A 24,072-nucleotide genomic window follows, 5' to 3' on the forward strand; every position below is an offset into this window, starting at 1 on the left:
CGTCAGGCCTCGTGCCTCTTGACGGAGGCGTCGTCAGCCACGTAACCGCGCCACGGCGTCCCTCACGGGTCCGTCCATGACCACGCGGCCCTTTTCCAGGAGCACGCCGCGCTCGCAGATCTGCTCGACCACCGGCAGGTCGTGGCTGACCACGACGAGGGTCTTGCCCTCCCGGGCGAGGGCACGGATCTTGTCCAGGCACTTGTGCTGGAAGGGCGCATCGCCAACAGCGAGAATCTCGTCGATGAGGAAGACGTCGGGGTCCGTGTGGATCGCCACGGCGAAGGCGAGGCGCAGGTACATCCCGGAAGAGTAGAACTTGACCTCAGTGTCGATGAACTCGCCGATCTCAGAGAACTCCACGATGGAGTCGAACTTTTCCTCGATCTCCTGCTCCGTCATCCCCAGGATGGAACCGTTGAGGTAGACATTGTCACGTCCGGTGAGGTCCGGGTGGAATCCCGCCCCCACCTCGATGAGCCCCGCCACGCGCCCCCGGGTGAGGACCTCACCCTCGTCGGGCAGCATGACCCCGGAAATCAGTTTGAGCAACGTGGACTTGCCCGAGCCGTTGAGCCCGAGTAACGCCACGGTCTCCCCCTCTTTGACGGAGAAGCTGACGTCGCTCAAGGCATGGAACTTCTCGGAGAGGTCGCCTTTGCGTCCCTTGACCAACCAAACGAAGGCCTCCTTGATGGACCGTGTATGCCGGAGCACGAACTGCTTGTCCACGTGCCGGGCGACGATCATCTCACGGAGCGTCGATTCCGTCTGGTGCTTGGCGCTGTGCGAGAGGTCGGACATCGTGCTCAGAGCTCCTGGGCGAAACGGCCCTCGAGCCTGCGGAACATGAAGTTCCCCAGAGCCAGGAGAGCGACCGAGATCAGCAGCGCCACGGGGGTCCACAGCGACAGCAGATGCGGGGGGATGGGGGCGGTGCCGGCCGTGGTGGGCAACCAGAAGGCATAGTGGAAGAGTTCGACGGCCACGGTGATGGGGTTCAGCATGTACAGGCGGAACAGTTCCTCCCCGAGCTCGGCGGGAACCATGGTCCATACATAGAGCACCGGGGACATCCAGGTGGCCATCATGGTCAGCAGGTCCACGATGTTCTCCGAGTCCCGGAAGAACACGTTGGCCGCCCCGAAAATCATGCCCAGTCCCGTGGAGAGGAGGACCATGATCACCACGGCCACGACCGCCGCGACCAACTGGACGACCTCGGGGTGCCAGCCCACGATGAAGCAGGCGAGCAGCAGCACCGCCAGCTGTGGGACGAAGTGAATCAACGCCACCCACACCGTCGAGGCGGAGAATAATTGACGCGGCAAGTAGATTTTCTTGATCAGCGCTCCGTTGGCCACCATGGCCCGCGCCCCGTTGCCGAACGCCTCACCGAAGAAGTTGATGAGGACGATGCCCGAGAACAGGTACACCGCGTAGTTCTCCATACCGCGCTGCAGCCCTAGGAACACGCCCAGCGCGAGATAGAAGACGAGGAACTGCACCCCTGGTCTGACGTACGACCAGAACAGCCCCAGCACAGAGCCTCGGTAGCGCACCTGGATTTCCTTGCGCACCAACAGTTTCAGAAGGAACCGGTGCCTCAGGACGTCCATCATTCCCAGGCCCTGCCCTGGGGCCTTCAGCTCCTCGGAGCTCGCCGTCATCAGCGCCGCACTTCCGATTCGGTGTGTCGTTCGAAACTTGCCCGCCAGGCGTCGAACGAGGTGATGCGAGGCAAGGCCTCGCGGTAGCGGGAGCGCAGCTGCGGCCACTCGCGCAGCAGTCGCCAATGGAGCCTCGCGGCCGCGCCCAGCTTCCGGCGCAGCTGCTCCGGATCTCGCTTGTACCAGGAGACACCGGTGCCCTCGGCGTTGGAGACCACTGCGGAGTCGTACTGGGACATCCTCCACCACTTGTTGTCCTGGTGGGCGATGTGCGCCTGGGGCTGATTCTCGTGCTCGGAAGGAACCGGGCGCACGAGCTGCTTCGCGAGCGTCTTCGCCGCCCACGGTGCGAGAGAACGGTAGGACGGCGCCCGGAAGCCCTTGCCGTGGCGCGGCGGCTTCGCCATCCTGGGCTGCGGGAAGGCTTCGACATCGGTCTCGAACTGGGCATCCGTGTACTCGGCGGCCAGTCCGCGAATCTGCTTGATGCGCAGGGGCTGGATGTCATGAAGCTGGTCGGGGCCGGCCAGGATGTCCTGCAACGCCATGATCCGACCGTGCTCGGTGTAGTACTGCATCGAGATCAGGTGCTTGACGTCCAGGTAACCGGACTCGCGGAGCAGGCGCCCACCGCGTTCATAGGGCGAGTGGAGCAACGCCGCGATCACCCGGTTACGCTCGTGGAAGTAGGCCTGCCATCCGACCAGGTCATCCTTGTCGATCCACGAGACGTGCCAGACAGCGGCACCCGGCAGCGACACGGTCGGGTATCCGGCCTCGGCGGCTCGCAACCCGTACTCGGCGTCGTCCCACTTGATGAACACCGGCAGTGACAATCCGATGTCACGGATGACCTGCGTGGGGATCAGGTCCATCCACCAACCGTTGTAGTCCACATCGACGCGACGGTGCAACCAGGGCGTGTTACGGAGACTGGATTGGGCCAGGTCGTGTCCCAGCACCTGCTCGGCGTGGGGCTGGTCGGGCTGGAAGCGGAACTTGTTGACTATCTCGCCGAAGGTGTGCAGCACGGTCCGGTTGTAGAGATCAAACATGTGCCCACCCACGATGGTGGGCTTGCGGCAGTAGTCGGCGAACGTGAGCAGTCGCAGCACGGACTCGGGCTCCATCACGACGTCGTCGTCCAACAGCAGGGCGTAGTCGCTGCCGTTCTGCACGGACTCGTATAGGCCGCGGGAGAAGCCGCCGGATCCGCCGAGGTTGGCCTGGTTGATGATCCGGAGCTTGCCCACCAGGCCTTCGGCGACTTCCTCGAAGTCCGCCTGTTCCTGGACCTTGTCCGTGCCCTGGTCGACGATCAGCAGCTCCGTGAGGTGCTGCAGGATCTCGGGGTTCTCCGCGATGAGTCGGGCGTTGTTGAGACAGAACGACGGTTTGTTCATCGTCGTGATCTGCATCGTCACCGTGCCGGGGGTCTTGCCGTTGTCCGGGCCCATCCAGTCCGCCCGGCGCATGAGCAGCTCGGAGGCGCCGGCCACCAGGTCGAACCAGTACCAGCCGCCGTCGCCGAAGGGTTTGAGGGAGAGGTCGAACTCTGCGGTTTCCTGACCGCTGATCCGGCGGCTATCCACACGCTGCAGCGCACCGCGGGCATTGGACTTGTAGACGATGATGGTGCCCTCGCCCTCCAGCTCGACCCTCAGGCGGATGCTGTCCACCGTGGTCCACCGACGCCAGTAGCTGGCGGGGAACGCATTGAAGTAGGTCGCGAACGAGACGCGGTTGCCCGCACGGATGACGGTGGAGCGTCTGTCGATGACGTCCTCGAGGTGGGTGTCGCCGATCCCGGCGGCGACGACGGTGGCCGGCGTCTTCTCGCGGTCGCCGCTTGTCGTGCCCGTCTTCACTCCGGCCACTGTCCCGGAGTCCAGGTACAGGGCGGCGGTGTCCGACTGACTGAGGGTGGGCAGGATCACCCGCTGCAGGGGCTTCAGCCGCGCTCGGGTGTCGTCCTGGGTGGTGTCCTGGGTCGTCGCGATCACGCGTCCACTCCCCCGCTCTCGATGGTGGCCCCGCCGGTGAAGTGGGGCTTGAGCTTGTTGTCGACCATGGACAGCGCGGCCCCGATGGCCATGTGCATGTCCAGGTACTTGTAGGTGCCGAGGCGGCCGCCGAACAGGACCTTGTCCTCGCCGCGGGCGAGGTCGCGGTACTTGAGCAGCTTCTCGCGGTCCACCGAGGTGTTGACCGGGTAGTACGGCTCGTCGCCCTTCTCCGCGAAGCGGGAGAACTCGCGCATGATCACCGTGGCGTCCGTGGTGTAGTCCCGCTGCGGGTAGAAGTGGCGGAACTCCAGGATCCGGGTGAAGGGGACGTCGGGGTCCGGGTAGTTGATCACCGGGGCGCCCTGGAAGTCCTCGATCGGCAGGACCTCCTGCTCCAGGTCGATGGTCCGCCACGAGAGGTCGCCCTCGGCGTAGTCGAAGTACCGGTCCACGGGGCCCGTGTAGACGACCGGGACCTGCCCGGAGACGGCGGAGCGGGAGTAGTCGTGGCCCTCGTCGAAGAAGTCGGTGTCCAGCCGGACGTCGATCTTGGGGTGGTCCGCCATGCGCTCGAGCCACGCGGTGTAGCCGTCCACCGGCAGGCCCTCGTACTTGTCGTTGAAGTACCGGTTGTCGTAGGTGTAGCGCACGGGGAGCCGGTTGATGATCGAGGCGGGCAGGTCCTTGGGGTCCGTCTGCCACTGCTTGCCCGTGTAGTGCTTGATGAACGCCTCGTAGAGCGGCCGGCCGATGAGCTGGATGCCCTTGTCGTTGAGGTTCTGCGGGTCCGTCCCCGCGAGCTCCCCGGCCTGCTCCTGGATCAGCGCCCGGGCCTCGGCCGGCGAGTACGCCGCGCGGAAGAACTGGTTGATCGTGCCGAGGTTGATCGGCATGGGGAAGACCTCGTCGTGGTGCCGGGTGTAGACCCGGTGCACGTAGTCCGTGAAGTCGGTGAACCGGTTCACGTAGTCCCAGACCCGCTCGTTGGAGGTGTGGAACAGGTGGGCGCCGTAGCGGTGCACCTCGATCCCGGTCTGGGGCTCGTTCTCCGTGTAGGCGTTGCCACCGATGTGGTGCCGCCGGTCGATGATGGCCACGTCGAGGCCCAGCTCGTTGGCGGCCCTCTCGGCCACGGTCAGGCCGAACAGGCCGGACCCTACGACGACGAGATCTGCGTTCACGGGCTAACTCCTGGGGTTGGTGTCCTGGTGGGCCCGGCCGGCGTCCGGCCGGTGAGGGGGCGGCACGGGCGCGCCGGGCGTGCGCTGCGTACCAAAGTACCTGATCAGTCGGGGAAGCCCTGGAGCAGCCACTCGGCGGCGAGGCGACCGGAGGCCGCCAGGGAGGCGTTCTCGGCCGCCCATGCGGCCCGGCGGCGGCGCTCCCGGTCGTTGTCCTCGGCCAGCGCCGGGTCGAGCCGGCGGTCGAGGGCGGCGATCATGGCCTCGGCCACCGCGTCGGCGTCGTGGTCGACGGCCGCGCCCAGGCCGTTGTCCTGCACGAGCTCGGCCGCGACCCCCGCCCCCGCGTAGACGACCGGCGTCCCGCACGCGGCGGCGGCGTAGATCTTGGTGGGCTTGGTGAAGTCGTAGCCGATGCCCGGGAGCACCGCGCCCAGGGCGGCGACGGCCCCCCGGGTCCACTCCGCGGTCTCGGCGGCGGGACGCAGCCCCTCGAAGAGCACGCTCCCCGGGGCGAGCCGCTCGGCGATCTCCTGGACGCGGTCGATGTCGGAGCCCCTGCCGAAGAAGCGCAGGCGGGCGTCGGGGTGGGCCTCGAGGACGCGGGGCATGGCGCGGACGAAGACGTCGGCGCCCTGCCACTCGGACATCGACCCGGCGTAGACGAAGTAGGGGGCGCCGGGCTCGGCCACCGGTCCGTCGGGGCGGAAGACGTCGGTGTCGATGCCGTTCTCCGCCACGAGCACCTTCTCCCAGGCCACGCCGGTGACGGACTGCAGCTCGCGGCCCATGGCCTCGGACACGGTGAGCACGCCCGCGGCCCGCCGGGCCGCGAGGGTCTCCATGACGCGCATGGCCCGCTTCACCGGCGCGGAGACCTCCATCTTCTCGGCGGCGGTGGTCCAGATGTCGGGGGCGTACCAGACGTAGGGACGGCCCCGCAGGAGCGAGGAGACGAGCACGGCCATCCCCGTGGTGGGGGGCGGTTCGCTGACCACGAGGTCGGCCGGGGTGGCCAGCAGCCGGAAGAGGACGGGGACGTCGAAGCTGAGGTACTGGACGATCCCGCGCACGTAGTCGAACCGGTCGCGCAGGACGGGCCACCGGCGCACGTCGTAGGGCTCCGGCTCGATGACGGACCCGGCGGGCGGGCGCGTGGTGAGGACCGTGACCTCCGCCCCCGCCTCGGTCAGGCCACGGGCCAGGGCCCGCAGCCGGAAGGACGCGGCGGCCGGCTCGGGGGCGAAGATGCGGCTGACGATGACGATGCGGCGGGGAGTCACGGGACCACCTGTTCGGAGCTGCTCGACGGGAGGGGACGGAACGGACGGGGGCCGGGCACGACGACGGCGGGCACGGGCGCTCCAACTGTACTGGTCCTGCCCGGCCGTCCCGGGCGGGCGCGCCCCGGGGCCGCGGGGACCGGCCGGGCGGACCCGCTCACCGGACGGTGCGGCTGGTCCACGCCAGCACGCCCGGTCGGAAGAGCAGGACGAGGACGAGGACGGCCGGCACCGCCGTCGCGAGCCCGGGCCCCCACTGCCCCGACCGGAGCAGGGGGTAGGCGAGCACCAGGAGGAAGAGCTGGACCACGAGCGCGGCCGCGCGGGGCCACCGGAAGCCGCGCCAGAGGCCCCGGCCCACGCGCAGCAGCCACAGGGCGCCCCCGGCGAAGACCGCCGCGAGGAAGACCGTTCCGCCCACGGTCAGGGGCTCCTCGAACAGGAGGGACCAGACCAGCCGCAGGGCGGCCCCGGCGAGGACCAGGGCCTCGAGCAGCACCACGCCGGTCAGGACCGCGACCGCGCGGGGCCGGGCGTCCCGGGAGGGGGTGGGCATGGGGTTCTCCTTCCGGCCGGGCGGCGGGCCCCGGCGCTCCCCGCCACCCTAGTCCGCCCGCCGCCGGCGCGGCCCGCCGTGCGGATCGTGCGGCGGCCCGCCCCGGGCGTCCTGTGAGCAACGCCTCACCGACCCGGCTGTGACGCGCCACCCAAAGCCCTTGTCCGCACCCCTCCGGCGTGGGAAGGTGGACGTCAGTTCTTCACAAGGCCCGTGCGAATGGGCCTTTTCTCTTGTCCCGGACGCGGCCGCCGCAGGATCCTTCTGCCCTGCCCCGACGGGACCCACCCTTGAAAGGAGCGATCGCTGACCATGGATTGGCGTAGTCGCGCAGCATGCCTGGAGAAGGATCCCGAGCTGTTCTTCCCCGTGGGCAACACCGGACCTGCTCTCCTGCAGATCGAGGAGGCGAAGGCCGTGTGCCGCAGCTGCCCGGTGATGGACACCTGTCTGCAGTGGGCCCTCGAGTCCGGCCAGGACGCGGGCGTCTGGGGCGGGATGAGCGAGGACGAGCGCCGCGCCCTCAAGCGCCGCGCCGCCCGCGCCCGCCGCGCCTCCTGAGCGCTCCGCTCGCACCGAGGACCGGGAACCCTGCGGGGTCCCGGTCCTCGCCGCTTCCCGGGCCCTCGCCGGATCAGTCGTCGAGGCGGGCGCACACCGTCACCTCGGTGCCCCCGCCCTGCCGCGGTTCCCAGCGGATCCAGCCCCCGAGCTCGCCCGCCACGAGGGTGCGCACGATCTGCATCCCGAGCCCCTCGCCGCCGCCCGCCCTGCGGAAGGCGCCGACCCCGGACTCCTCGATGACCACGTCGCCCATCCCGGCGCCGTCGTCGCTCACCACCACCTCGAGCAGCTGACCGGCGCCGTCCTCGTCCCGCACCCTGGACGCCTCCAGGGTGACCGTGCCGGTCCGCCCGGCGAGGCCGTGCTCGACCGCGTTCGTGACGAGCTCGTTGATCACGAGCGCCAGTGGGGTGGCCAGGCGGGTCGGCAGCTCCCCGAACTCCCCGATGATCCGCGTGTGCACCGTCTGCTCGGGCGCGGCCACCTCCGCCGCGAGCCGGAACTGCCGGGCGATGAGCTCGTCGAAGTCCACATTCTGCGTGAACCCCTGGGAGAGCGTCTCGTGCACCATCGCGATGGTCGCGACCCGGCGCATGGCCTGCTCCAGCCCGTGCCGCGCCTCGTCCGTGGTCATCCGCCGGGCCTGCAGGCGCAGCAGCGCGGAGACCGTCTGCAGGTTGTTCTTGACGCGGTGGTGGATCTCCCGCACGGTCGCGTCCTTCGAGACGAGCTCCAGGTCCCGGCGGCGCAGCTCGGTGACGTCCCGGCAGAGCAGCACCGCGCCGAGCCGTCCGGACCGGTCCCGCAGCGGGACGGAGCGGAAGTTCACGCTCACGCGCGCGCCCTCCACCTCGCTGCGCCACGCCGTCCGGCCGCTGAGCACGGGGGCGAGGGTCTCGTCCGAGTCCGCCCCCGGCACCAGCACGGGAGGCACGAGGTCCATGAGCCGCTCCCCGAGCAGCTCCCCGTCGATCCCCAGCCGGCGCAGCGCCGACTCCGCGTTGGGCGAGACGTAGGTCACGCGGTCCTCGGCGTCGAGCCGGATAGCGCCGTCCCCGACGCGCGGGGCGCCGCGGCGCGAGCCCGTCGGGGCGGAGAAGTCCGGCCACAGGCCCTCGTTGGCCATCCGCAGCAGCGCGTCGGCGGTCTCGCGGTAGACGATCTCCTGCCGGGAGACCACCTGACCCGGTGCCCGTCCGGCGTGCAGGGTCAGCAGGGCGAGCGTCCGCCCCTTGCGCACGAGCGGGACCACCTTGACCGGGCCGGAGGCGCCGGCCCCCTCCCCCGACGGGCGCACCCGCTCGATCCGCCGGCCGACCCAGGCGGCCCGCAGGGGCCCGCTCAGCTCGTCGGGCAGCAGCTCGCCCACCATGTCCTTGTGGAAGACCGTGGGACCCGTCGCCGGCCGCACGTGGGCGAGCACCCGGAACGAGCTGCCGGGGGCCGGCATGCCTCGCCCGTTGCCGCTGCCCGCGGCCGGGATGTAGTCGGCCGGGAAGCTGAGGATCAGATCGCCGAAGGCGAGGTCGGAGATGAGCTGCCAGTCCCCCACGAGCAGGTGGAGCCACTCGTAGTCCCCGGGCCCGAAGTCCTTGGTGTCCCTGAGCGGTTCCGTGAACGCCACGTCGCCTCCGGTGGTCGCAGGTGGGGAGGGGCCGGACGGCGCCCCCGCGATCAGCGCCGCAGCCAGGCCCCGATCCTGCCGCCCAGCCTAGTACCGCGCACGAGCGGGTCCTCGTCCGCCCCCGCCTCCCCGGGCTCGGCGAGCACCCGGCCGGCCAGCTCCCGGAGCGCGGCCCGCACGGAGGATCCCGCCGCGGTCTCCGCGAGGACGGCCCCGGCCAGCAGCGCCTCGTCGCAGGTCTCCGGGTCCCACGGCACGAACAGCTCGACCGACGGGGCGGAGCCGAACCGCGCCCACGCCTCCCGGACCCCCAGCTCGGGTGAGCGTCCCGCCGCCGAGCGGCGCAGCTTGTTGACGGCGACGACGAGCCGGGCCCCGGGCGCGGCCGCGGCGACGTCCGGCAGCGCCTTCAGCAGCCTCGGCACGCCGATGGTGTCCGCGGCGCCGACTGCCACCACCACGTCGGCGCGCTCCAGGACCGTGAGGGCCGCCGCGTGCCGGCGGGGAGCCATGGTGTCGACGGTGAGCTCCTCGTCGGCCTCCAGCGCGAAGCCGCAGTCCACCACCGTGGTGCCGAACTCCTGCACCGAGCGCTCCAGCACCGCCGCCACGGCGCTCGAGCGCAGCTCCGGCCAGCGGTCCTGACGGGTCAGCCCCGTGAGCACCCGGACGGTGCGCCCGGCGACGGCCACGTCGGCGGCCGTCCGCCGCAGGTTCGCCCCGTCCAGCCGCCCCTGGTCGGCGAGCCGGCACGCCTGGGCGAGACCCGCCGCCTCGTCCAGCATCCCGAGGGCCGCGGCCACCGAGGGTCCGTAGGTGTCCGCGTCGACGAGTGCGGTGTCCTGCCCCAGGAGCGCGAGCTCCGCGGCGAGGTTGACGGCCACCGTGGTCCGGCCCGGTGCTCCGGTGGGCCCCCACACCGCCACGATCCGCCCGGCGCCGCGGGGCGCCGGGGACTCGGCGCCGTCGCCGTCCTCCTCCTGCGGGTGCCCGCCGGCCGCGGGGGCGGGGGTGGGCGCGCCGGGCACGGCGGCGGTTCCGTCGGCGCGGCCCGCCGCGACGACGTCGGCGTAGCCCACCCCGCTCGGTGCGCCCGACGCGGCGGCGACGGCCTCCTCGACGAGGCGGGCGGCGTCCTCGGGGGCCGCCCGCTCCGGGACGACCACGGCGCCGAGACCGGCGAGGCGGCGGTGGTCGTGGCCCTCCAGCACCAGCAGCGCCGCGCCGCCGAGCCGGATCTGCTCGAGCAGGCTCGCCGTGAGGTCCTCGGCGCCCTCCGCCACGAGGGCGGCCCGGCCGAGTCCGGCGCGCGCCGCGGCCAGCAGCTCCGTGAGGTCGAGGCATCGGCGGACCACCGTGACCGGTCCGTGCAGCCGTTCGATGCCGTCGACGAGGGGCCAGGTGGAGACCCCCAGGGCCATGACCGGGAGGACCATCACCGGCCGCCCGCGGGATTCCACACGAGCGTGACGCGGGCGTCGTTGCCGAGCGCGTCCACGAGCTCCTCCATCGGGTCCTCCTCGACCAGGACGTGCACCACGGTGCCGCGGCCCGCGCCGAGGGCGGTCTGCTCCGTCTGCACGCCGGCGATCTCGGCCGCCGGGAGCAGCAGGCGGGCCGGCTCGTGGCCGCGGCCGGAGGGCTTCTGGGCGGCGACCCAGACGTCCACGCGCGTTCCCGCCCCGGCGTCCTGGGGCAGCGGATGGTCCACCGGGACGGCGACCGGCTTGCGGTCCAGCCGGTCCGCGGTGCCCAGCGCGGACCCTGGCAGCAGCTGGCCCGCCGGGATCCGCTGCGTCGCGACCGTGCCCGGCCCCGGTGCCGCGTCCGCAGGGACGTAGAGGTCCGCCGCGTCCTGCAGCCGGACGTCGACGGCCACCAGGTCCTCCCCGGTCACGTCCTGGCCGACCTCGATGTCCCGGGCGGCCGCCAGGTAGGGGTCCGTGCGGTTCGTGGCGGTGACCACGGCGGTCACCCCGGCGACGGAGAGCAGCACGAGCAGCAGCCCGGTGAGCAGCCTCGGGTCCCGCCAGGTCGGTCTCCGGAACCGGGCCGACGGGGCGTCCGTGCCCCTGACCGTGCCGCTCATCGGCGACCGCCTCTCTCGTTGCCCGCACGGCCGTGGGGACCGTGCTCGTGGCCCACATTCTGCCCGCGGCCGTGGTGCCCCGGGAACCGGTCGGTGCACAACTGGGGACAGGAGGCGCGCCCCGGCCACCCGTGCCCGCCCGGGGCGGGCGGTGGCGACGCCGCATGTGGACGGGGAGCCGTTGCGCCTCTTCGGTGGCAGACTGGAACGGGAGAGCAACCACGAGCAAGGAGGCGGAGGATGGCGCAGCAGCGCTTCCTGACCTTGGCGGACGTCGCCGAGATCCTCAACATCTCGGCGACGCAGGCGAGGGCTCTCGTGCGCAGCGGGGAGCTGCCCGCCATCCAGGTGGGCGGCCGCGGCCAGTGGCGCGTCGAGACCGCCAAGCTGGAGGAGTACATCGCCCGCGGCTACGAGCGGACGGCGGAGGCGGTGCGCTCGGGCGCGCTCGACTGATCCACCGGGACGCCGCCGCCGACCGTCTCACCCCGCCGTGAGCGAGGAGACGCAGACCAGCGCGGGGAACGGCACGGCGCGCAGCGCGGTCACGCTGCCCCGTCTGCGGTAGTCGTCGTCGGGGTGCAGGGCCAGGTCGAAGAAGTCCGCGCCCACCTGGTCGACCGTCCCCTCGAGCTCGCCCAGCGGTCCACCGCCGGCGAGCCGGATCCGCACCCCGGCCCTGGCCCGGGCCAGGGCGCGCAGCGCGTGCCCCAGGCCGAGCCGCAGGGCCAGCGGGTCGTCACCGGGCGCCCACCCCCGGCCGAGGGACTCCCACCACAGGACGGCTCCCAGCGGCACCAGGTGCTCGGTGCCCCGGTCCTCGAGGACGACCCAGCCGGCGCCCACCGTGCGCACCCGGCCCTCGAGCGGGACGGCACCGGTGAGCAGGGCCCGAACGGGTTCGCCCTGCCGGAGGCGCAGCCGGTCGGTCAGGCGCACCCGGGAGTACTCCGCGCGGGCCTGCTCCGCCGCCTCCTCCTCCACGCCCTGCTGGTGCGCGGAGGCCAGCTGCGCCTCCAGGTCCGCGAACAGCTGCTCCCAGCGCACTGCAGGGCCTCCCCTTCCGGCTCCCGGGCCGTCCGGTCGCGCAGGGCCTCAACGTAGGCGTCCGCCCTGCCCTCGTCAAGGAACGTCATGTCCACCGCGGGCCGCTGAGACCTTTACACCGGCACCCAGGGGGTGCTAGCAATGCTTCACGACGTCAAACAGCAACAAATGCTGTCAAACGACATGAAAGCTCACTTTCAGGGAGATCAGATGATCGGCACCCCAGGATCTGCGAGCACCGCGTCCGCTCCGCTGTGGTCTGTGCTCCTGGTGCCCGCCCTGGGTGCGGCCACCGCGGCCTGCGGCGCAGCCCTGGCCGGTGCGGGCGGCGTCCGCACCGGCGGGGGCCCGGACACCGGGGCGCTGATCGGGCTCGCGGCGGCCGTGCTCGGCTGCGCCGTGGTGGCGGCCTGGATCCTGGCCACCGCCCTGGCGGTGCTCGCGGTGCTGGCAGGTCACCACCGCTGGGAGCGCCTGGCCGGGATCTGCGGGCGGTGCTCCCCCGCCCTGCTGCGCCGCGCGGCGGCCACGGCACTGGGCCTGCAGCTGCTCGCGGCCCCGGCGGCGGTCGCCGTCGATGCACCCTCCCCGTTCTGGGGCGCCGGGGCGTCCGCGCAGGAGCCGGCCCCCGCCGCGGAGGGGACGACGTCCGCCCCGGAGGAGACGACCCCCGCCCCGGAGGCACCGGGCCCGGCGCCCGCCCCCGGTGCCGGACCCCGACCCGGCCCCGACCGCGAGCCCGTCCCGGGCGGGGAGTCCGCCCCCGCGCCGTCGACGGATCCGGATCCCTGCTTCCCGCAGACCGGCCCCTCGGTGGCGGAGCGCACAGTGGACGGCGCCGTCACGGTCGTGCGCGGGGACACTCTGTGGTCCCTGGCCGCCGCCCACCTGGGCCCGGAGGCCTCCGACCAGCAGGTCGCCCGTGCATGGCCCCGCTGGTACGAGCTGAACCGGCCGGTGCTCCCGGACGGACCGCACCGGCTCCTGCCGGGTCAGCGGCTCGTCGTGCCCGGCGCCGGGGGGCCCTGACCCGCCCCGGCTCCGCGGCACCCCACCATCGACCCACCGCAGCACCGTTCCCAGGAGGCCCGTCATGAACGCACCCACCGCCGGTTCCGACCCCGTTGCCCGTCCGCTCGCGCCCGAGCGCGGACGCCCGGCGGCCGGGCCCTCCGCCCGCCGGGGGCGCCCGGCGCCGCCCACGGCCCCCGGCGGCTACACGTGGGGCGCCACGCGTGTGCTGGGCCACGACGCCGAGGACGAGCTGGGCCGGGTGACGGCCCTGGCCCGTTCCATCGGCCAGGCGGCCGTGGAGGTGCTGGGCGGGAGCCGGCCGGCGGCACAGCTGGGCCGCTGGACCACCCCGGAGATCGTGGAGCGCTTCCAGCAGCGCGCCGACATGCTCCGGCTGCTCCAGGAGCAGTTCGAGGGCAAGGCCGCGCTGCAGGAGCTGCACCGGAACCCCCACGTGCGCAGGTGCCGGGTCTGCCGGGTGGGCCGCGGGGTCTACGAGGTGGCCCTGGTGGTGGTCGAGCCGAGGCGCAGCCGGGCCGTGGCCATGCGGGTGGAGCGGCTGGGGCGGGGCTGGAGCGTGACGCAGCTCGAGGTCGGCTGACCCCGCCTCCCCGCCCCGGCGCGTTCGACCCCGGCGGACCGAGTCCCCGGCAGGCTCAGCCCCCGGCGGACTCAGCCTGGGGAGGAACCTGTCCTCGGCGGGCTCAGCCCTCCGCGGACTCGGCGCTGGCGGCCCGGGCGCGGGCCCGGCGCCCGGCCCGGTTGGCGGACGCCGCGGCGGCGTCCGCGTCGTCCTCGCCGCGGCCCGCCGCGGTGGGCTCCGTGCGGGTCTGCGTGCCGCCGGTCTCAGCGGGCGCGGTGTACTGCAGGAAGCTGGGCTGGCGCGGGATCTGCAGGTCGACGGGCCCGCCGTCGGCGCCCACGCGCTGGCGGCGGATCTCCATCCGGTACAGGGTCGAGACCGTCTCCTCGCGGATCGCGCCCATCATCTCCTGGAACATCGCGTAGCCCTCGCGCTGGTACTCCACGAGCGGGTCGCGCTGGGCCATCGCCCGCAGGCCGATGCCCTCCTTGAGGTAGTCCATCTCGTAGAGGTGCTCGGGCCACTTGCGCCCGATGACCGACAGCAGCACGCGCCGCTCCAGGTTGCGCATGGCCTCCGCGCCCACCTCCTCCTCCCGCTGGTCGTAGACGAGGCGGGCGTCCGAGAGGATCTGCTCGCGCAGGAACTCCGCCGTGAGCCGCGTGCGGCCCCCGGCCTCCTCCACGACCTCGTCGACCGACAGGGTCACGGGGTAGATGGTGCGCAGGGACTCCCACAGGCCGTCGAGGTCCCAGTCCTCGGGGTGGCCGACCGCCGTGCGGTCCTGGACCGTGGAGGTGACCACCTCGTCGACGAACTGGACGATCTGCTCCTGGAGGTCGTCGCCCTCGAGGACCCGGCGGCGGTCGCGGTAGACCGCCTCGCGCTGGCGGTTGAGGACGTCGTCGTACTTGAGGACGTTCTTGCGCTGCTCGGCGTTGCGCCCCTCGACCTGGCTCTGCGCGGAGGCGATGGCGCGGGAGACGATCTTGTGCTCGAGCGCGGTGTCGTCCGGCGCCCCCGCCATGAGCCGCTGGGCGGCACCGGCGTTGAACAGCCGCATGAGGTCGTCCGCGAGGGAGAGGTAGAAGCGGGACTCGCCCGGGTCCCCCTGCCGCCCGGAGCGCCCGCGCAGCTGGTTGTCGATGCGCCGCGACTCGTGGCGCTCCGTGCCCAGGACGTAGAGACCGCCGACGTCGACCACCTCCTGGTGCTCGGCGCGGGTCTCCTCCTCGCAGCCGGCCACCACGTCCGGCCACACGCGCTCGTACTCCTCCGCGTCCCGCTGCGGGTCCAGGCCCTTCTCCCGCATCCGGTCCACGGCGTTGAACTCGGCGTTGCCGCCGAGCATGATGTCGGTGCCGCGGCCGGCCATGTTGGTGGCCACGGTCACCGCGCCCTTGCGGCCGGCCTGCGCGACGATCGCGGCCTCCCGGGCGTGGTTCTTCGCGTTGAGGACCTCGTGGCGGACGCCGCGCTGGGCGAGCAGCTTGGAGAGGTACTCGCTCTTCTCGACCGACACGGTGCCCACGAGGACCGGCTGGCCCTTCGCGTGCCGCTCCTCGATGTCCTTGACCACCGCGGCGAACTTCGCGACCTCGTTCTTGTAGACGAGGTCGGGGCGGTCGATGCGGACGAGGGGGCGGTGCGTCTCGATGGACACGACGCCCAGCCCGTAGGTGTTCATGAACTCCGCGGCCTCGGTCTCGGCGGTGCCGGTCATGCCCGCGAGCTTCTCGTAGAGGCGGAAGTAGTTCTGCAGGGTGACCGTGGCGAGGGTCTGGTTCTCCGCCTTGATCTCGACCCCCTCCTTCGCCTCGATGGCCTGGTGCATGCCCTCGTTGTAGCGTCGGCCGGCGAGGATGCGCCCGGTGTGCTCGTCGACGATCATGACCTCGCCCTTGAGCACCACGTAGTCCTTGTTGGCGCGGAAGAGCTCCTTCGCCTTGATGGCGTTGTTGAGGAAGCCGATGAGCGGGGTGTTCTGGGCCTCGTAGAGGTTGTCGATGCCGAGCCAGTCCTCGACCTTCTCGATCCCGGACTCGAGCACGCCGACGGTGCGCTTCTTCTCGTCCACCTCGTAGTCGGTGCCCGCGTCGAGCCGCTGCACGAGGCGGCCGAATTCGGTGTACCACCGGTTGGCCTCGCCGGAGGCGGGCCCGGAAATGATCAGCGGGGTGCGGGCCTCGTCGATGAGGATGGAGTCCACCTCGTCGACGATCGCGAAGCTGTGGCCGCGCTGCACGAGCTCGTCGGGGCTCCACGCCATGTTGTCGCGGAGGTAGTCGAAGCCGAACTCGTTGTTCGTCCCGTACGTGATGTCGGCGACGTACTGCTGGCGGCGGGTCGCCGGGTCCTGGTTGGCCAGCACCACGCCGGTCTCCATGCCCAGGAACCGGTAGACGCGCCCCATGAGGTTGGCCTGGTACTCGGCCAGGTAGTCGTTCACGGTGACGACGTGGACACCCTTGCCGGAGAGGGCGTTGAGGTAGGCGGGGGCCGTCGCCACGAGGGTCTTGCCCTCGCCGGTCTTCATCTCGGCGATGTTCCCGAGGTGCAGGGCGGCGCCGCCCATGAGCTGGACGTCGTAGTGGCGCTGGCCCAGGGTGCGGGACGCGGCCTCCCGGACCACGGCGAAGGCCTCGGGCAGCAGCCGGTCCAGGGACTCGCCGTCGGCGACCCGGGCGCGGAACGCGTCCGTCTCGGCGCGCAGCTCCGCGTCGCTGAGCTCCCGGAAGCCGTCCTCGAGGCTGTTGATGGCGGTCGTGTAGGACCGCAGCCTCGTCAGGACCTTCTTGTCTCCGGTCCTGAGGACTTTCTCCAGGAATGACGCCACGTGCACACGCTCCTCGTGTTCGACTGCCGTGCTGGGACTGATGGGGGGGTGTCCGGCACCCGCTCCAGTCTACGGGAGCCGGTGCCGGTCTCCGGGCGCGGACGAGCCCGGTGGCCGCGACCACCGGGCTCTTCCGGGGCGGGACCCGGCCGGCACCCAGCCGGACGGGCCCGCCGTCACGGGGTGGGGTCAGCCGGCGGGCTCGGGCTGGTAGGCCCGGACGCTCTCCTCGGACTCCTCGCCGTTCTCGCTCAGGCTGATGACGCCGTAGCTCCAGCCCTTGCGGCGGTAGACCGCGGAGGGCTCGCCGGTCTCCTTGTCGACGAAGAGGTAGAAGTCGTGGCCGACGAGCTCCATGTGGTCGACGGCCTCGTCGACGCTCAGCTCGGAGGCCGGGAACCGCTTGCGCCGGATCTCGACGGGGGTGACCGCGTCGGTGAGGCTCACGCTCTGGTCGAACGCCTCCTGCTCGGCGGTCGCGAGCTCCGCGGCGGTGGTGTAGATGGGCCCGGAACTGGGGACCACGGGCAGGGCGCCGGTGGCCTCGTGAACGGCCGTGGGACGGTGGGCGCCGCGGTGCACCTTGCGGCGGTCGCGGGCCCGGCGAAGGCGCTCGAGGAGCTTGCTGTAGGCCTCGTCGAAGGCGGCGAACTTGTCGTCGCCGCGCGCCTCGGCCCGCAGGACGGGGCCGCGTCCGGAGACCGTGATCTCCACGCCCATCCCCTGGTGGCCGGGCAGCGCGTGGTCCTTGGTGACCTTGACATCAATGCGCTGGACCTTCTCGCCCAGCTCCTCGAACTTGACGACCTTCTCGGCGGCGTACTCCTTGAACCGCTCCGGTACGGCGACGTTGCGCCCCATGACGTTCAGTTCCATGATGCCCTCCAAATCTCGGGGGTGACGTGGGCGGATGGGGCCGCCCACCCGGGAGGATTGTTGCGTCCCGTGACTCAACGTTAGTTGAATCACACGGGATATTCACCCGGCCGGGCCGGACCCGAATCAGCGGTGAGCGGAACTGCCGGCGGCCGCACGGCGGCGAGCACCACCGCCCCGAGCACCTCGGCCCCGCCGGCCCGCAGTGCGCGGGCCGCCTCGCCGAGGGTCGCCCCCGTGGTGAGCACGTCGTCGACGACGACGCACCGGGCGCCGGGGGCCGCGGCGGCCCGCATGGACCCCGCGGGGCGGGCCCGCCGGCCCGCGGTGCCCAGCCGCTTCTGCGCCGGCCCGGTCAGCGAGGCCCCGGCCGCCCGGTGCCGCAGCCCGCGGCTGACGAGCGTGCCGGCAGGGAGCGCGCCGCGGCGCGCGCAGTCCTCGAGCAGCAGCCGCACGGGGTCGAACCAGCGCCGCCGCAGGGCCGCGGGGCTGGTGGGCACCGGGACGAGCAGCACGGGCCCCGCCGGCCAGCCTGGGGCGGCCGCGTGCAGGGCCGTGGCCAGGCAGGCGGCGAGCACGGGGACCAGGTCGGTGCGCCCGGTGCTCTTGAGCGCGAGCAGACAGGTGGCGAGTCCGTGGGCGTAGCGGCCGGCGGCGACGACGGACAGCGGCGGGTCGAGCAGAGGTGCGGCCGAGGACGCCTCGAAGGGGCGGGCGCAGGACCGGCGCAGCACCAGGCGGCAGGCACGGCACAGCGCGGTGCCCGGGGCGCGGCACACGGCGCACTCCACGGGCAGGAGCACCTCGGCGGCCTCGGCCAGCCGGTCGAGGGCGCGGGCGGCCGCCCGGTCGAGGGCGCGGGCGGTGGGCGGGGTCGCGGGCATGCGGCCATCCTGGCCCGTGCCGGACGGCCCGGCCGGGGTGCGGCCGGGGATCCGGACGGCCGGGGCTGTGGACCGCGGTCGGGCCCGGCGGGTGGTCAGCCGGCGAACGCCGTGTCCAGGACGTCCTCGCTCTGCGGCGCCCAGGCGTTGCCGGTGAGCATGTGCAGCGTGCCGCCGGCCACGGCGTAGACGGAGGACGTGCCGTTGCCCCCGCTGAGCCCGGTGAGGCCCTCGATGCCGGGCAGCTCGCGGAAGCGCCCGGACACGTCGTAGACGCGGGGCCGGACGGAGCCGGTGCCGCCGAGCGGGGCCGCGACGAACTCGCGGTCGCTGAGCCACAGGGCCGCGTCCGCGTCGACGTCCGCGGCCACCCGGAACGGCTCGTTGAGCCGGCGGGGCGTGCCGTCTGGCTCGCGCACCACACCGGTCAGCCAGATCTGGGAGACCCCTTCGTCCTCGGTGACGACGAGCGCCCGGGTGCCCCCGCGCGAGACCCGCAGGGACGTCACGGTCCGCGCGGCGAGCCACGAGGCCTCGACGCGGACCGGGCTCCCGGCGCCCGGGACGGCGCGCACGGCCCGGACGGTCCCGGCGGAGTCCCCGGTCCACACCCACCCGTGCTCGTCGAAGCTCGGTCGGGTCAGGCCGGTCCCGCTGAACTGCTCCACGGGCTCCTCCTCCCGCGCCACGGTCACGAGCGAGCCGGTGCCCGTGTCCACGAACGCGAAGTGCTCGGCGGCGGCGTCCATCGCGGGGCTGGACGGGTGGTGGCCGTCCAGCGGCGGGATCCCGTCCACGTTCTCGGTCTGGCCGCCCTGGTAGAACACGAGGTCGCCCTCGCGCAGCCCGACCTGGCGGGACGGGACGGTGACGTCCTGGACGGGCGCGGCGTCCGTCCACCCCGCGCCCAGCTCCACGGGCGCCCCCTCGACGAGCAGCTCCACGTCGTTCACCGCGGTCAGCGACCGGAGGCTCAGCGCGAGCTGGTCGTGCATCCGGCGGTTGATCTCGATGTTCGCCGGGTCGAACTCGGGCACGCTGAGCTCCACCGTGGCGGTGCCGTCCCGCACGGGCACCGCCGAGCGGGCGAGCGTGGTGCCCGGCGGGAACGCCGAGGTCACGGCCCCCCGGAGGTAGGGCGCGGGGCCGCCGAGCAGGGCCCGCACGATCGACGTCGAGACGGGCACCCGGTCCGGGAACCAGCGGGGGTCGACCACCACGTTGGACAGGTCCTCGTCCGCGAAGTAGAGGTGGTGGGGCTCGAAGATGTCCTCGAAGTCGGCCGGGGTGAGCGCCGTGGCGTCGGGGGCGTCGGAGATCCGCCACTGGCCGTCCACCTGGACCACGCCGAAGTCGAGCACCTCGGTGGCGCCCGCCGGCTTGCGCTCGATCACGCCGCTGCCGTCCACCACGCTGTCCACCTCGAGGTTCACCCGGTACTCGTTGTCCTCGAGCCGGGGCACGGGCACGGCGTCGCCCCGGTGCACGAGGGTGCGCGCGTCGGGGTGCCAGGTGCCCGCGAGCTCGGGGGAGAGGTACTCGCGGGCCACGGAGTAGTCGTCGGCCACGCCCGTCCCGGCCGCGAGGAAGCCCCGCACGATCTGCTCCGGCGTCGCGCCCTCGCGGGGGCCGGCCGGCTCGACGTCGTAGCTCGGCTGGACCGCGGACCGGGTGGGCTCCGCGTGCCGGTGCACGGGTCCCGTCCGGGGAATGGCTCCGCAGCCGCCGAGCGCCACGGCCGCGGCCAGGGCCAGTGCTGCCGTGCGGGTCTGCCGCCGGGTCCTGCTCATGACCGGTCCTCCTCGACGTCGGTCGGCTGGGCCGCGGCGGGGGGCGCCGGCTCCGCCGCGGCCGCGGAGGCCAGGGCCAGGGTCCCCGTCCTGGTCACCACCGCGGTCTCCGGGTACGCGTCGGCGTCGGGCGGCAGACCGAGCGGGCTCTCGTCGTCGGGCACGAGCCGCCGTCCGCGGGTCCGGGGCAGGGTGAGCCGGAAGCACGCGCCCTCCCCCGGGGCGCCCCAGACGTCGAGCCGCCCGCCGTGCAGCCGCGTGTCCTCGGTGGCGATCGCGAGGCCCAGCCCCGTCCCGCCGGTCGTGCGGGCCCGGGCCGGGTCAGCGCGCCAGAAGCGGTTGAACGCCTTGGCGGCCTCCTCCTCGGTCATCCCGATGCCGTGGTCGCGCACCGCCACCGCCGCGGCCACCTCGGAGGCCCCCACCACGATGTCGATGGGCCGGCCCTCCCCGTGCTCGAGGGCGTTGACCACGAGGTTGCGCAGGATCCGCTCGATCCGCCGCTGGTCCCCCTGGACGGTGCAGCGGGACAGCTCCGAGCGCACCCGCACCGTGGAGCCGGACGAGACGGCGAGCGGGGCGGCGGCCTCCACGACGTCGTGCACGACCGAGAACAGCTCGACGCTGGCCACCTCGAGCCGCGCCGCCCCCGCGTCGAAGCGGGAGATCTCCAGCAGGTCGGCCAGCAGAGCGTCGAAGCGGTCCACCTGGTGGTAGAGCAGCTCGGCGGAGCGCCGGTTGACGGGGTCGAAGTCCTCGCGGGCGTTGAAGAGCACCTCGGCCGCCATCCGCACCGTGGTCAGCGGGGTGCGCAGCTCGTGGGAGACGTCCGAGACGAAGGTCTGCTGCATCGAGGAGAGCTGCTCGAGCTGGGTGATCTGGTCCTGCAGGCTGTCCGCCATGCGGTTGAAGGACCGGGCGAGACGGGCGACCTCGTGCGAGCCGCTGACGGGCATCCGCACGCCCAGGTCGCCGTCCGCGAGCTGCTCGGCCACGCGGGCGGTGCTGGACACGGGGCGGACCACTTCGCGGGTGACGTACCAGACGATCGCGCCCACGAGCAGCAGCAGGACGACCACCGACAGCAGCAGCACCGCGTGCATCGCGTCGAGGGTGCGCTGCGGCTCGGAGAAGTCGTAGACGAGGTAGAGCCCGTAGCGGCTGTTCTGGTAGAGGTCCACCACCGTGCCGACGACGATGACGGGGGCCTCCTCCCCGTTCTCCGTGACCCGGACCGAGGCGGGCTGCCAGAACACGCCGTCCTGCTCCGCGAGCCGCTCCTGCAGCTCCGGCGGCACGGTGCTCGAGGTCATCCAGGGGCTCTGGCTCTGCGCCGGGATGAGGGTCTGCCCGCTCGTGAAGTCCATCGGGAGCAGGATCCAGCGCTCCGTCTCCGCGCCGTCGACCGAGAGCGAGCCGAGGGTCGAGGCCACGAGCGCCTGCAGCTCGTCGCGGTCGGAGGCGTCCGAGGCGTCGAAGCTGGCCTGCACCTGCTCGAAGTCCGCGGTGGCCGAGGCGAGGACCTGGTCCAGCCGTTCCGAGAACAGCCGGTCCGCGATCTGGTGGGAGAGGAAGCTGCCCGTGACGAAGAAGGCCAGCGCGGTCAGGGAGAGGGACACGGCGATGGCCCGGAACTGCAGGGACTGCCGCCACCGGCGGGCCAGCAGGAGCCGCCCCAGCCGCAGCCGTCGGGTCGCGGCGCCGGCCGGCCCGCGGCGCCGGGAGGAGGCGGCGGCGTCCGGCGGGGTCATCGGGCGGACGTGCCCGCCTTGTAGCCGACTCCGCGCACGGTGACCACGATCTCGGGGCTCTCCGGATCCCGCTCGATCTTGGAGCGCAGCCGCTGCACGTGGACGTTGACGAGCCGCGTGTCGGCGGCGTGCTGGTAGCCCCAGACGTCGCGGAGCAGCATCTCGCGCGAGAACACCTGGTGCGGTGCGCGCGCCAGGGCGGTGAGCAGGTCGAACTCGAGCGGGGTGAGACCGATCTCGTGGTCCCCGCGGTGCACGCTGTGCCCGCTCACGTCGATGGTGAGGTCGCCGATCCGCAGCTCCTGCGAGTTGGCGCGCTCCACGGGGCGCAGCCGGGCCTTGACCCGGGCCACGAGCTCGGCGGGCTTGAAGGGCTTGGGCACGTAGTCGTCGGCCCCGGCCTCCAGACCGCGGACCACGTCGACGGTGTCCGACTTGGCGGTGAGCATGACGACCGGGACGTCGGAGATCGTGCGGATCTCGCGGCAGACCTGGATACCGTCCTTGCCCGGGAGCATGAGGTCGAGCAGCAGCAGGTCCGGGCGCACGGCCCGGAAGGTGTCCACGGCGGTGGCACCGTCGTAGCAGAAGACGGGCTCGAAGCCCTCCGCGGTCAGGACGATCCCGATCATCTCCGACAGGGCGGCGTCGTCGTCGACGACCAGTATTCGCGCGTTCATCGCCTCTCCGGTGGTGTGGGGCGGGCCCGCCGGGGCGGGGGCCGCCGTGGCCCGGGGCGTCCGGGGCGTCGTGGCCAGGGTGTCCTGGGCGTCGTGGTGGACCGGGGTCCACCTGCATTGTGGCCGATTGCGGCCCGCCCCGCACCTCGGCGCGGAGTGTGTCGGTCCACCGGGTGGGACGGGCTCACGCGTCGGCGGCGGTCCGGGCCAGCGCGGAGGCGGTTCCGGTGACCCGCGCGAGGACCTCGCGCAGCTCGGCGGGGCCCAGGGCGTCGAGCTCCTCGCGCGGTGTGATCCGGACCCGGTCGAGGGCGGCGGCGGGCAGCCCGAGGTCCCGCCACACGGACCACACGTCCGCGGCGAGGGCGCGGGCCGTGCCGCCGGCCGCGGGGACGAGGCCCAGCCACAGCTGCATGCCGTCCTCGACGAGCGCGGCGAGCGGCTCCCAGTCGTGGACGGTGCCGGCGGGGGCCGGGACCTGCACGGCGTCCGCGCCGGTCTCCCGGGCGAGCCGGGGGTCGACCCCGGGCGGCAGCCGCAGGGTGACGCCGGCGGCGCCGGCCGACCGGCAGGCCTCGACGACGGCGGTGAGCGAGCGCCGTGCCTCCGCGGCGGGGACCGCGCGCAGCGTCCGGTAGCCGCTCATCGTGGGCAGGCCGCCCGCGAGCACCCGGGCGAGCTCGGGCTCGTCCAGCTGGACGAGGACGTCCCGACCGGGGGCCGCGGCGCGCACCGCGCGGACGTGCTCGAGGACGCCGGAGGCCAGGGAGTCCGCGATGTCGCGGCGGGCGCCGTGGTCCTTGAGCGCCCGCTCCCCCGCGTGCAGGTGGAGCCGGGCGGCCAGGCTGAGCGGGCCGATGAGCTGGGTCTTGACCGGGGCGTCGTCGGGGCCGCTCTCGGCGCCGATCACGTCGGCGAGCACGTTGACGTCGCCGGCCAGCAGCGCCCGGGCGGACCGGGAGTCCTTGCCGGGCACCCCGGAGACGCGCAGCCCGTGGGGCTGCCGGTCCGCGTACAGGTCGTCGAGCACCGCGGCGGTGCGGGCCACGGGGTCGGCGGCCGCACCGCGGGCGGGCAGGACGGGCAGGAACGAGATGTGCGGGGCCCCGAGCTCGCCGCGCAGCAGCGTGACGGACTCGACGACGTCCGTGCCCGGCATCGCGCCGAGGGCCGTGCCCACGACGCCGGGGACGTCGGGGTCGGTGCGCCGGGGGCCGGGCGGGGCGCTGCGGGTCACGGGCGGTCGTCGTCCTGCCGCCGGTGGTCCTCGGAGAGGGCCACGTGGTGGCGGATGACCTCGCTGATGATGAAGTTCAGGAACTTCTCCGCGAACTCGGGGTCGAGCTGCGCGGAGGCCGCGAGCGCCCGGAGGCGGCCGATCTGGGCGGCCTCGCGGTCCGGGTCGCCGGCGGGCAGGCCGTGGGTCGCCTTGAGGACGCCGACGCGCTGGGTCGCCTTGAACCGCTCGGCGAGCAGGTGCACCAGGGCCGCGTCGATGTTGTCGATGGTGCCGCGGATGGACTGCAGCTCGGCGAGCACGCGGGGGTCGGCCTGCTCCTGGAGCGAGGACGCGGTGGCGTCGAAGTCCTGGTGGGCCCGGACGTCGGCGGAGGCGTGGGGGTGCGGTGCGGTCATGGC

22 protein-coding genes are annotated in these 24,072 nt (G+C 73.1%); 4 read left to right on the forward strand and 18 right to left on the reverse strand.

Annotation, left to right across the window (positions count from 1 at the left end):
- Positions 1-33 precede the first annotated feature (33 nt).
- The 6 genes from RF640_RS09740 to RF640_RS09765 form a co-directional block, all read right to left on the reverse strand.
- Complete coding sequence (locus RF640_RS09740) at positions 34-750, reverse strand: ABC transporter ATP-binding protein (RefSeq protein WP_136341533.1); 717 nt, start codon at positions 748-750, stop codon at positions 34-36.
- 59 nt (positions 751-809) lie between these two features.
- Positions 810-1,670: an ABC transporter permease gene (locus RF640_RS09745; protein ID WP_136341530.1), complete on the reverse strand. Its 861-nt coding sequence runs from the start codon at positions 1,668-1,670 to the stop codon at positions 810-812.
- Positions 1,670-3,673, reverse strand: coding sequence for a glycosyltransferase (locus RF640_RS09750; RefSeq protein ID WP_242630472.1), 2,004 nt, complete (start codon positions 3,671-3,673; stop codon positions 1,670-1,672). Before RF640_RS09750 ends, RF640_RS09745 begins: the two co-directional genes overlap by 1 nt.
- Complete coding sequence (glf, locus tag RF640_RS09755) at positions 3,670-4,857, reverse strand: UDP-galactopyranose mutase (protein ID WP_017833639.1); 1,188 nt, start codon at positions 4,855-4,857, stop codon at positions 3,670-3,672. The genes RF640_RS09750 and glf overlap by 4 nt, the downstream gene beginning before the upstream one ends.
- A gap of 104 nt (positions 4,858-4,961) precedes the next feature.
- The gene (locus tag RF640_RS09760; protein WP_017833638.1) at positions 4,962-6,140 is read right to left on the reverse strand and encodes a glycosyltransferase family 4 protein; all 1,179 of its coding nucleotides are present in this window, start codon (positions 6,138-6,140) and stop codon (positions 4,962-4,964) included.
- Between the two features lie 157 nt (positions 6,141-6,297).
- The gene (locus RF640_RS09765) at positions 6,298-6,696 is read right to left on the reverse strand and encodes a hypothetical protein (RefSeq protein ID WP_017833637.1); all 399 of its coding nucleotides are present in this window, start codon (positions 6,694-6,696) and stop codon (positions 6,298-6,300) included.
- A 312-nt stretch (positions 6,697-7,008) separates the two neighbouring features.
- Here RF640_RS09765 and RF640_RS09770 point away from each other — a divergent pair, with 312 nt between their 5' ends.
- Positions 7,009-7,257, forward strand: coding sequence for a WhiB family transcriptional regulator (locus RF640_RS09770; protein WP_017833636.1), 249 nt, complete (start codon positions 7,009-7,011; stop codon positions 7,255-7,257).
- Positions 7,258-7,330: 73 nt separating this feature from the next.
- Here RF640_RS09770 and RF640_RS09775 read toward each other — a convergent pair whose 3' ends face one another.
- The 3 genes from RF640_RS09775 to RF640_RS09785 are packed head-to-tail and all read right to left on the reverse strand — an operon-like array spanning position 7,331 to position 10,973.
- Positions 7,331-8,884, reverse strand: coding sequence for a sensor histidine kinase (locus RF640_RS09775; protein ID WP_229588145.1), 1,554 nt, complete (start codon positions 8,882-8,884; stop codon positions 7,331-7,333).
- A gap of 50 nt (positions 8,885-8,934) precedes the next feature.
- Positions 8,935-10,320: a CpaE family protein gene (locus RF640_RS09780; RefSeq protein WP_368827669.1), complete on the reverse strand. Its 1,386-nt coding sequence runs from the start codon at positions 10,318-10,320 to the stop codon at positions 8,935-8,937.
- A complete protein-coding gene (locus tag RF640_RS09785) occupies positions 10,320-10,973 on the reverse strand; it encodes an SAF domain-containing protein (protein ID WP_017833633.1) in 654 nt (217 codons plus the stop codon). Before RF640_RS09785 ends, RF640_RS09780 begins: the two co-directional genes overlap by 1 nt.
- A gap of 240 nt (positions 10,974-11,213) precedes the next feature.
- On the opposite strand from RF640_RS09785, the gene RF640_RS09790 reads away from it, so the two are divergent.
- Positions 11,214-11,429, forward strand: coding sequence for a helix-turn-helix domain-containing protein (locus RF640_RS09790; protein WP_017833632.1), 216 nt, complete (start codon positions 11,214-11,216; stop codon positions 11,427-11,429).
- Positions 11,430-11,456: 27 nt separating this feature from the next.
- On the opposite strand, the gene RF640_RS09795 is transcribed toward RF640_RS09790, so the two are convergent.
- Positions 11,457-12,020, reverse strand: coding sequence for a hypothetical protein (locus RF640_RS09795; RefSeq protein WP_017833631.1), 564 nt, complete (start codon positions 12,018-12,020; stop codon positions 11,457-11,459).
- Between the two features lie 210 nt (positions 12,021-12,230).
- On the opposite strand from RF640_RS09795, the gene RF640_RS09800 reads away from it, so the two are divergent.
- Both RF640_RS09800 and RF640_RS09805 read left to right on the forward strand, forming a co-directional pair.
- Positions 12,231-13,049 carry a LysM peptidoglycan-binding domain-containing protein gene (locus RF640_RS09800; RefSeq protein WP_158279205.1) on the forward strand — a complete coding sequence of 273 codons (819 nt, stop codon included), beginning with the start codon at positions 12,231-12,233 and terminating at the stop codon, positions 13,047-13,049.
- Positions 13,050-13,113: 64 nt separating this feature from the next.
- Positions 13,114-13,635 (forward strand): Rv3235 family protein, encoded by a 522-nt coding sequence (locus RF640_RS09805; protein WP_017833629.1) that lies wholly within the window; start codon positions 13,114-13,116, stop codon positions 13,633-13,635.
- Positions 13,636-13,738: 103 nt separating this feature from the next.
- Here the strand turns inward: RF640_RS09805 and secA are convergent, their stop codons facing one another.
- From secA to RF640_RS09845, 8 genes are all read right to left on the reverse strand, one after another.
- On the reverse strand, positions 13,739-16,453 hold the full coding sequence (gene secA, locus RF640_RS09810; RefSeq protein WP_109222181.1) for a preprotein translocase subunit SecA: 2,715 nt from the start codon (positions 16,451-16,453) through the stop codon (positions 13,739-13,741).
- A 189-nt stretch (positions 16,454-16,642) separates the two neighbouring features.
- Positions 16,643-17,329 (reverse strand): ribosome-associated translation inhibitor RaiA, encoded by a 687-nt coding sequence (raiA, locus tag RF640_RS09815; RefSeq protein WP_017833627.1) that lies wholly within the window; start codon positions 17,327-17,329, stop codon positions 16,643-16,645.
- Between the two features lie 89 nt (positions 17,330-17,418).
- A complete protein-coding gene (locus tag RF640_RS09820) occupies positions 17,419-18,213 on the reverse strand; it encodes a ComF family protein (RefSeq protein ID WP_109222101.1) in 795 nt (264 codons plus the stop codon).
- 95 nt (positions 18,214-18,308) lie between these two features.
- Positions 18,309-20,003 (reverse strand): LpqB family beta-propeller domain-containing protein, encoded by a 1,695-nt coding sequence (locus tag RF640_RS09825; protein WP_368827651.1) that lies wholly within the window; start codon positions 20,001-20,003, stop codon positions 18,309-18,311.
- Positions 20,000-21,754, reverse strand: a complete 1,755-nt coding sequence (gene mtrB, locus RF640_RS09830) for an MtrAB system histidine kinase MtrB (protein WP_017833624.1) — start codon at positions 21,752-21,754, stop codon at positions 20,000-20,002. Before mtrB ends, RF640_RS09825 begins: the two co-directional genes overlap by 4 nt.
- Positions 21,751-22,434: an MtrAB system response regulator MtrA gene (gene mtrA / locus RF640_RS09835; protein ID WP_017833623.1), complete on the reverse strand. Its 684-nt coding sequence runs from the start codon at positions 22,432-22,434 to the stop codon at positions 21,751-21,753. Before mtrA ends, mtrB begins: the two co-directional genes overlap by 4 nt.
- A 184-nt stretch (positions 22,435-22,618) precedes the next feature.
- Positions 22,619-23,671, reverse strand: a complete 1,053-nt coding sequence (locus tag RF640_RS09840) for a hypothetical protein (protein WP_368827654.1) — start codon at positions 23,669-23,671, stop codon at positions 22,619-22,621.
- Positions 23,668-24,069, reverse strand: a complete 402-nt coding sequence (locus tag RF640_RS09845) for a chorismate mutase (protein WP_017833621.1) — start codon at positions 24,067-24,069, stop codon at positions 23,668-23,670. Before RF640_RS09845 ends, RF640_RS09840 begins: the two co-directional genes overlap by 4 nt.
- Positions 24,070-24,072 lie beyond the last annotated feature (3 nt).

The sequence above is a fragment of the Kocuria sp. CPCC 205231 genome, from assembly GCF_040980965.1.
In the GTDB taxonomy this organism is placed as follows: Bacteria; Actinomycetota; Actinomycetes; order Actinomycetales; family Micrococcaceae; genus Kocuria; species Kocuria rosea.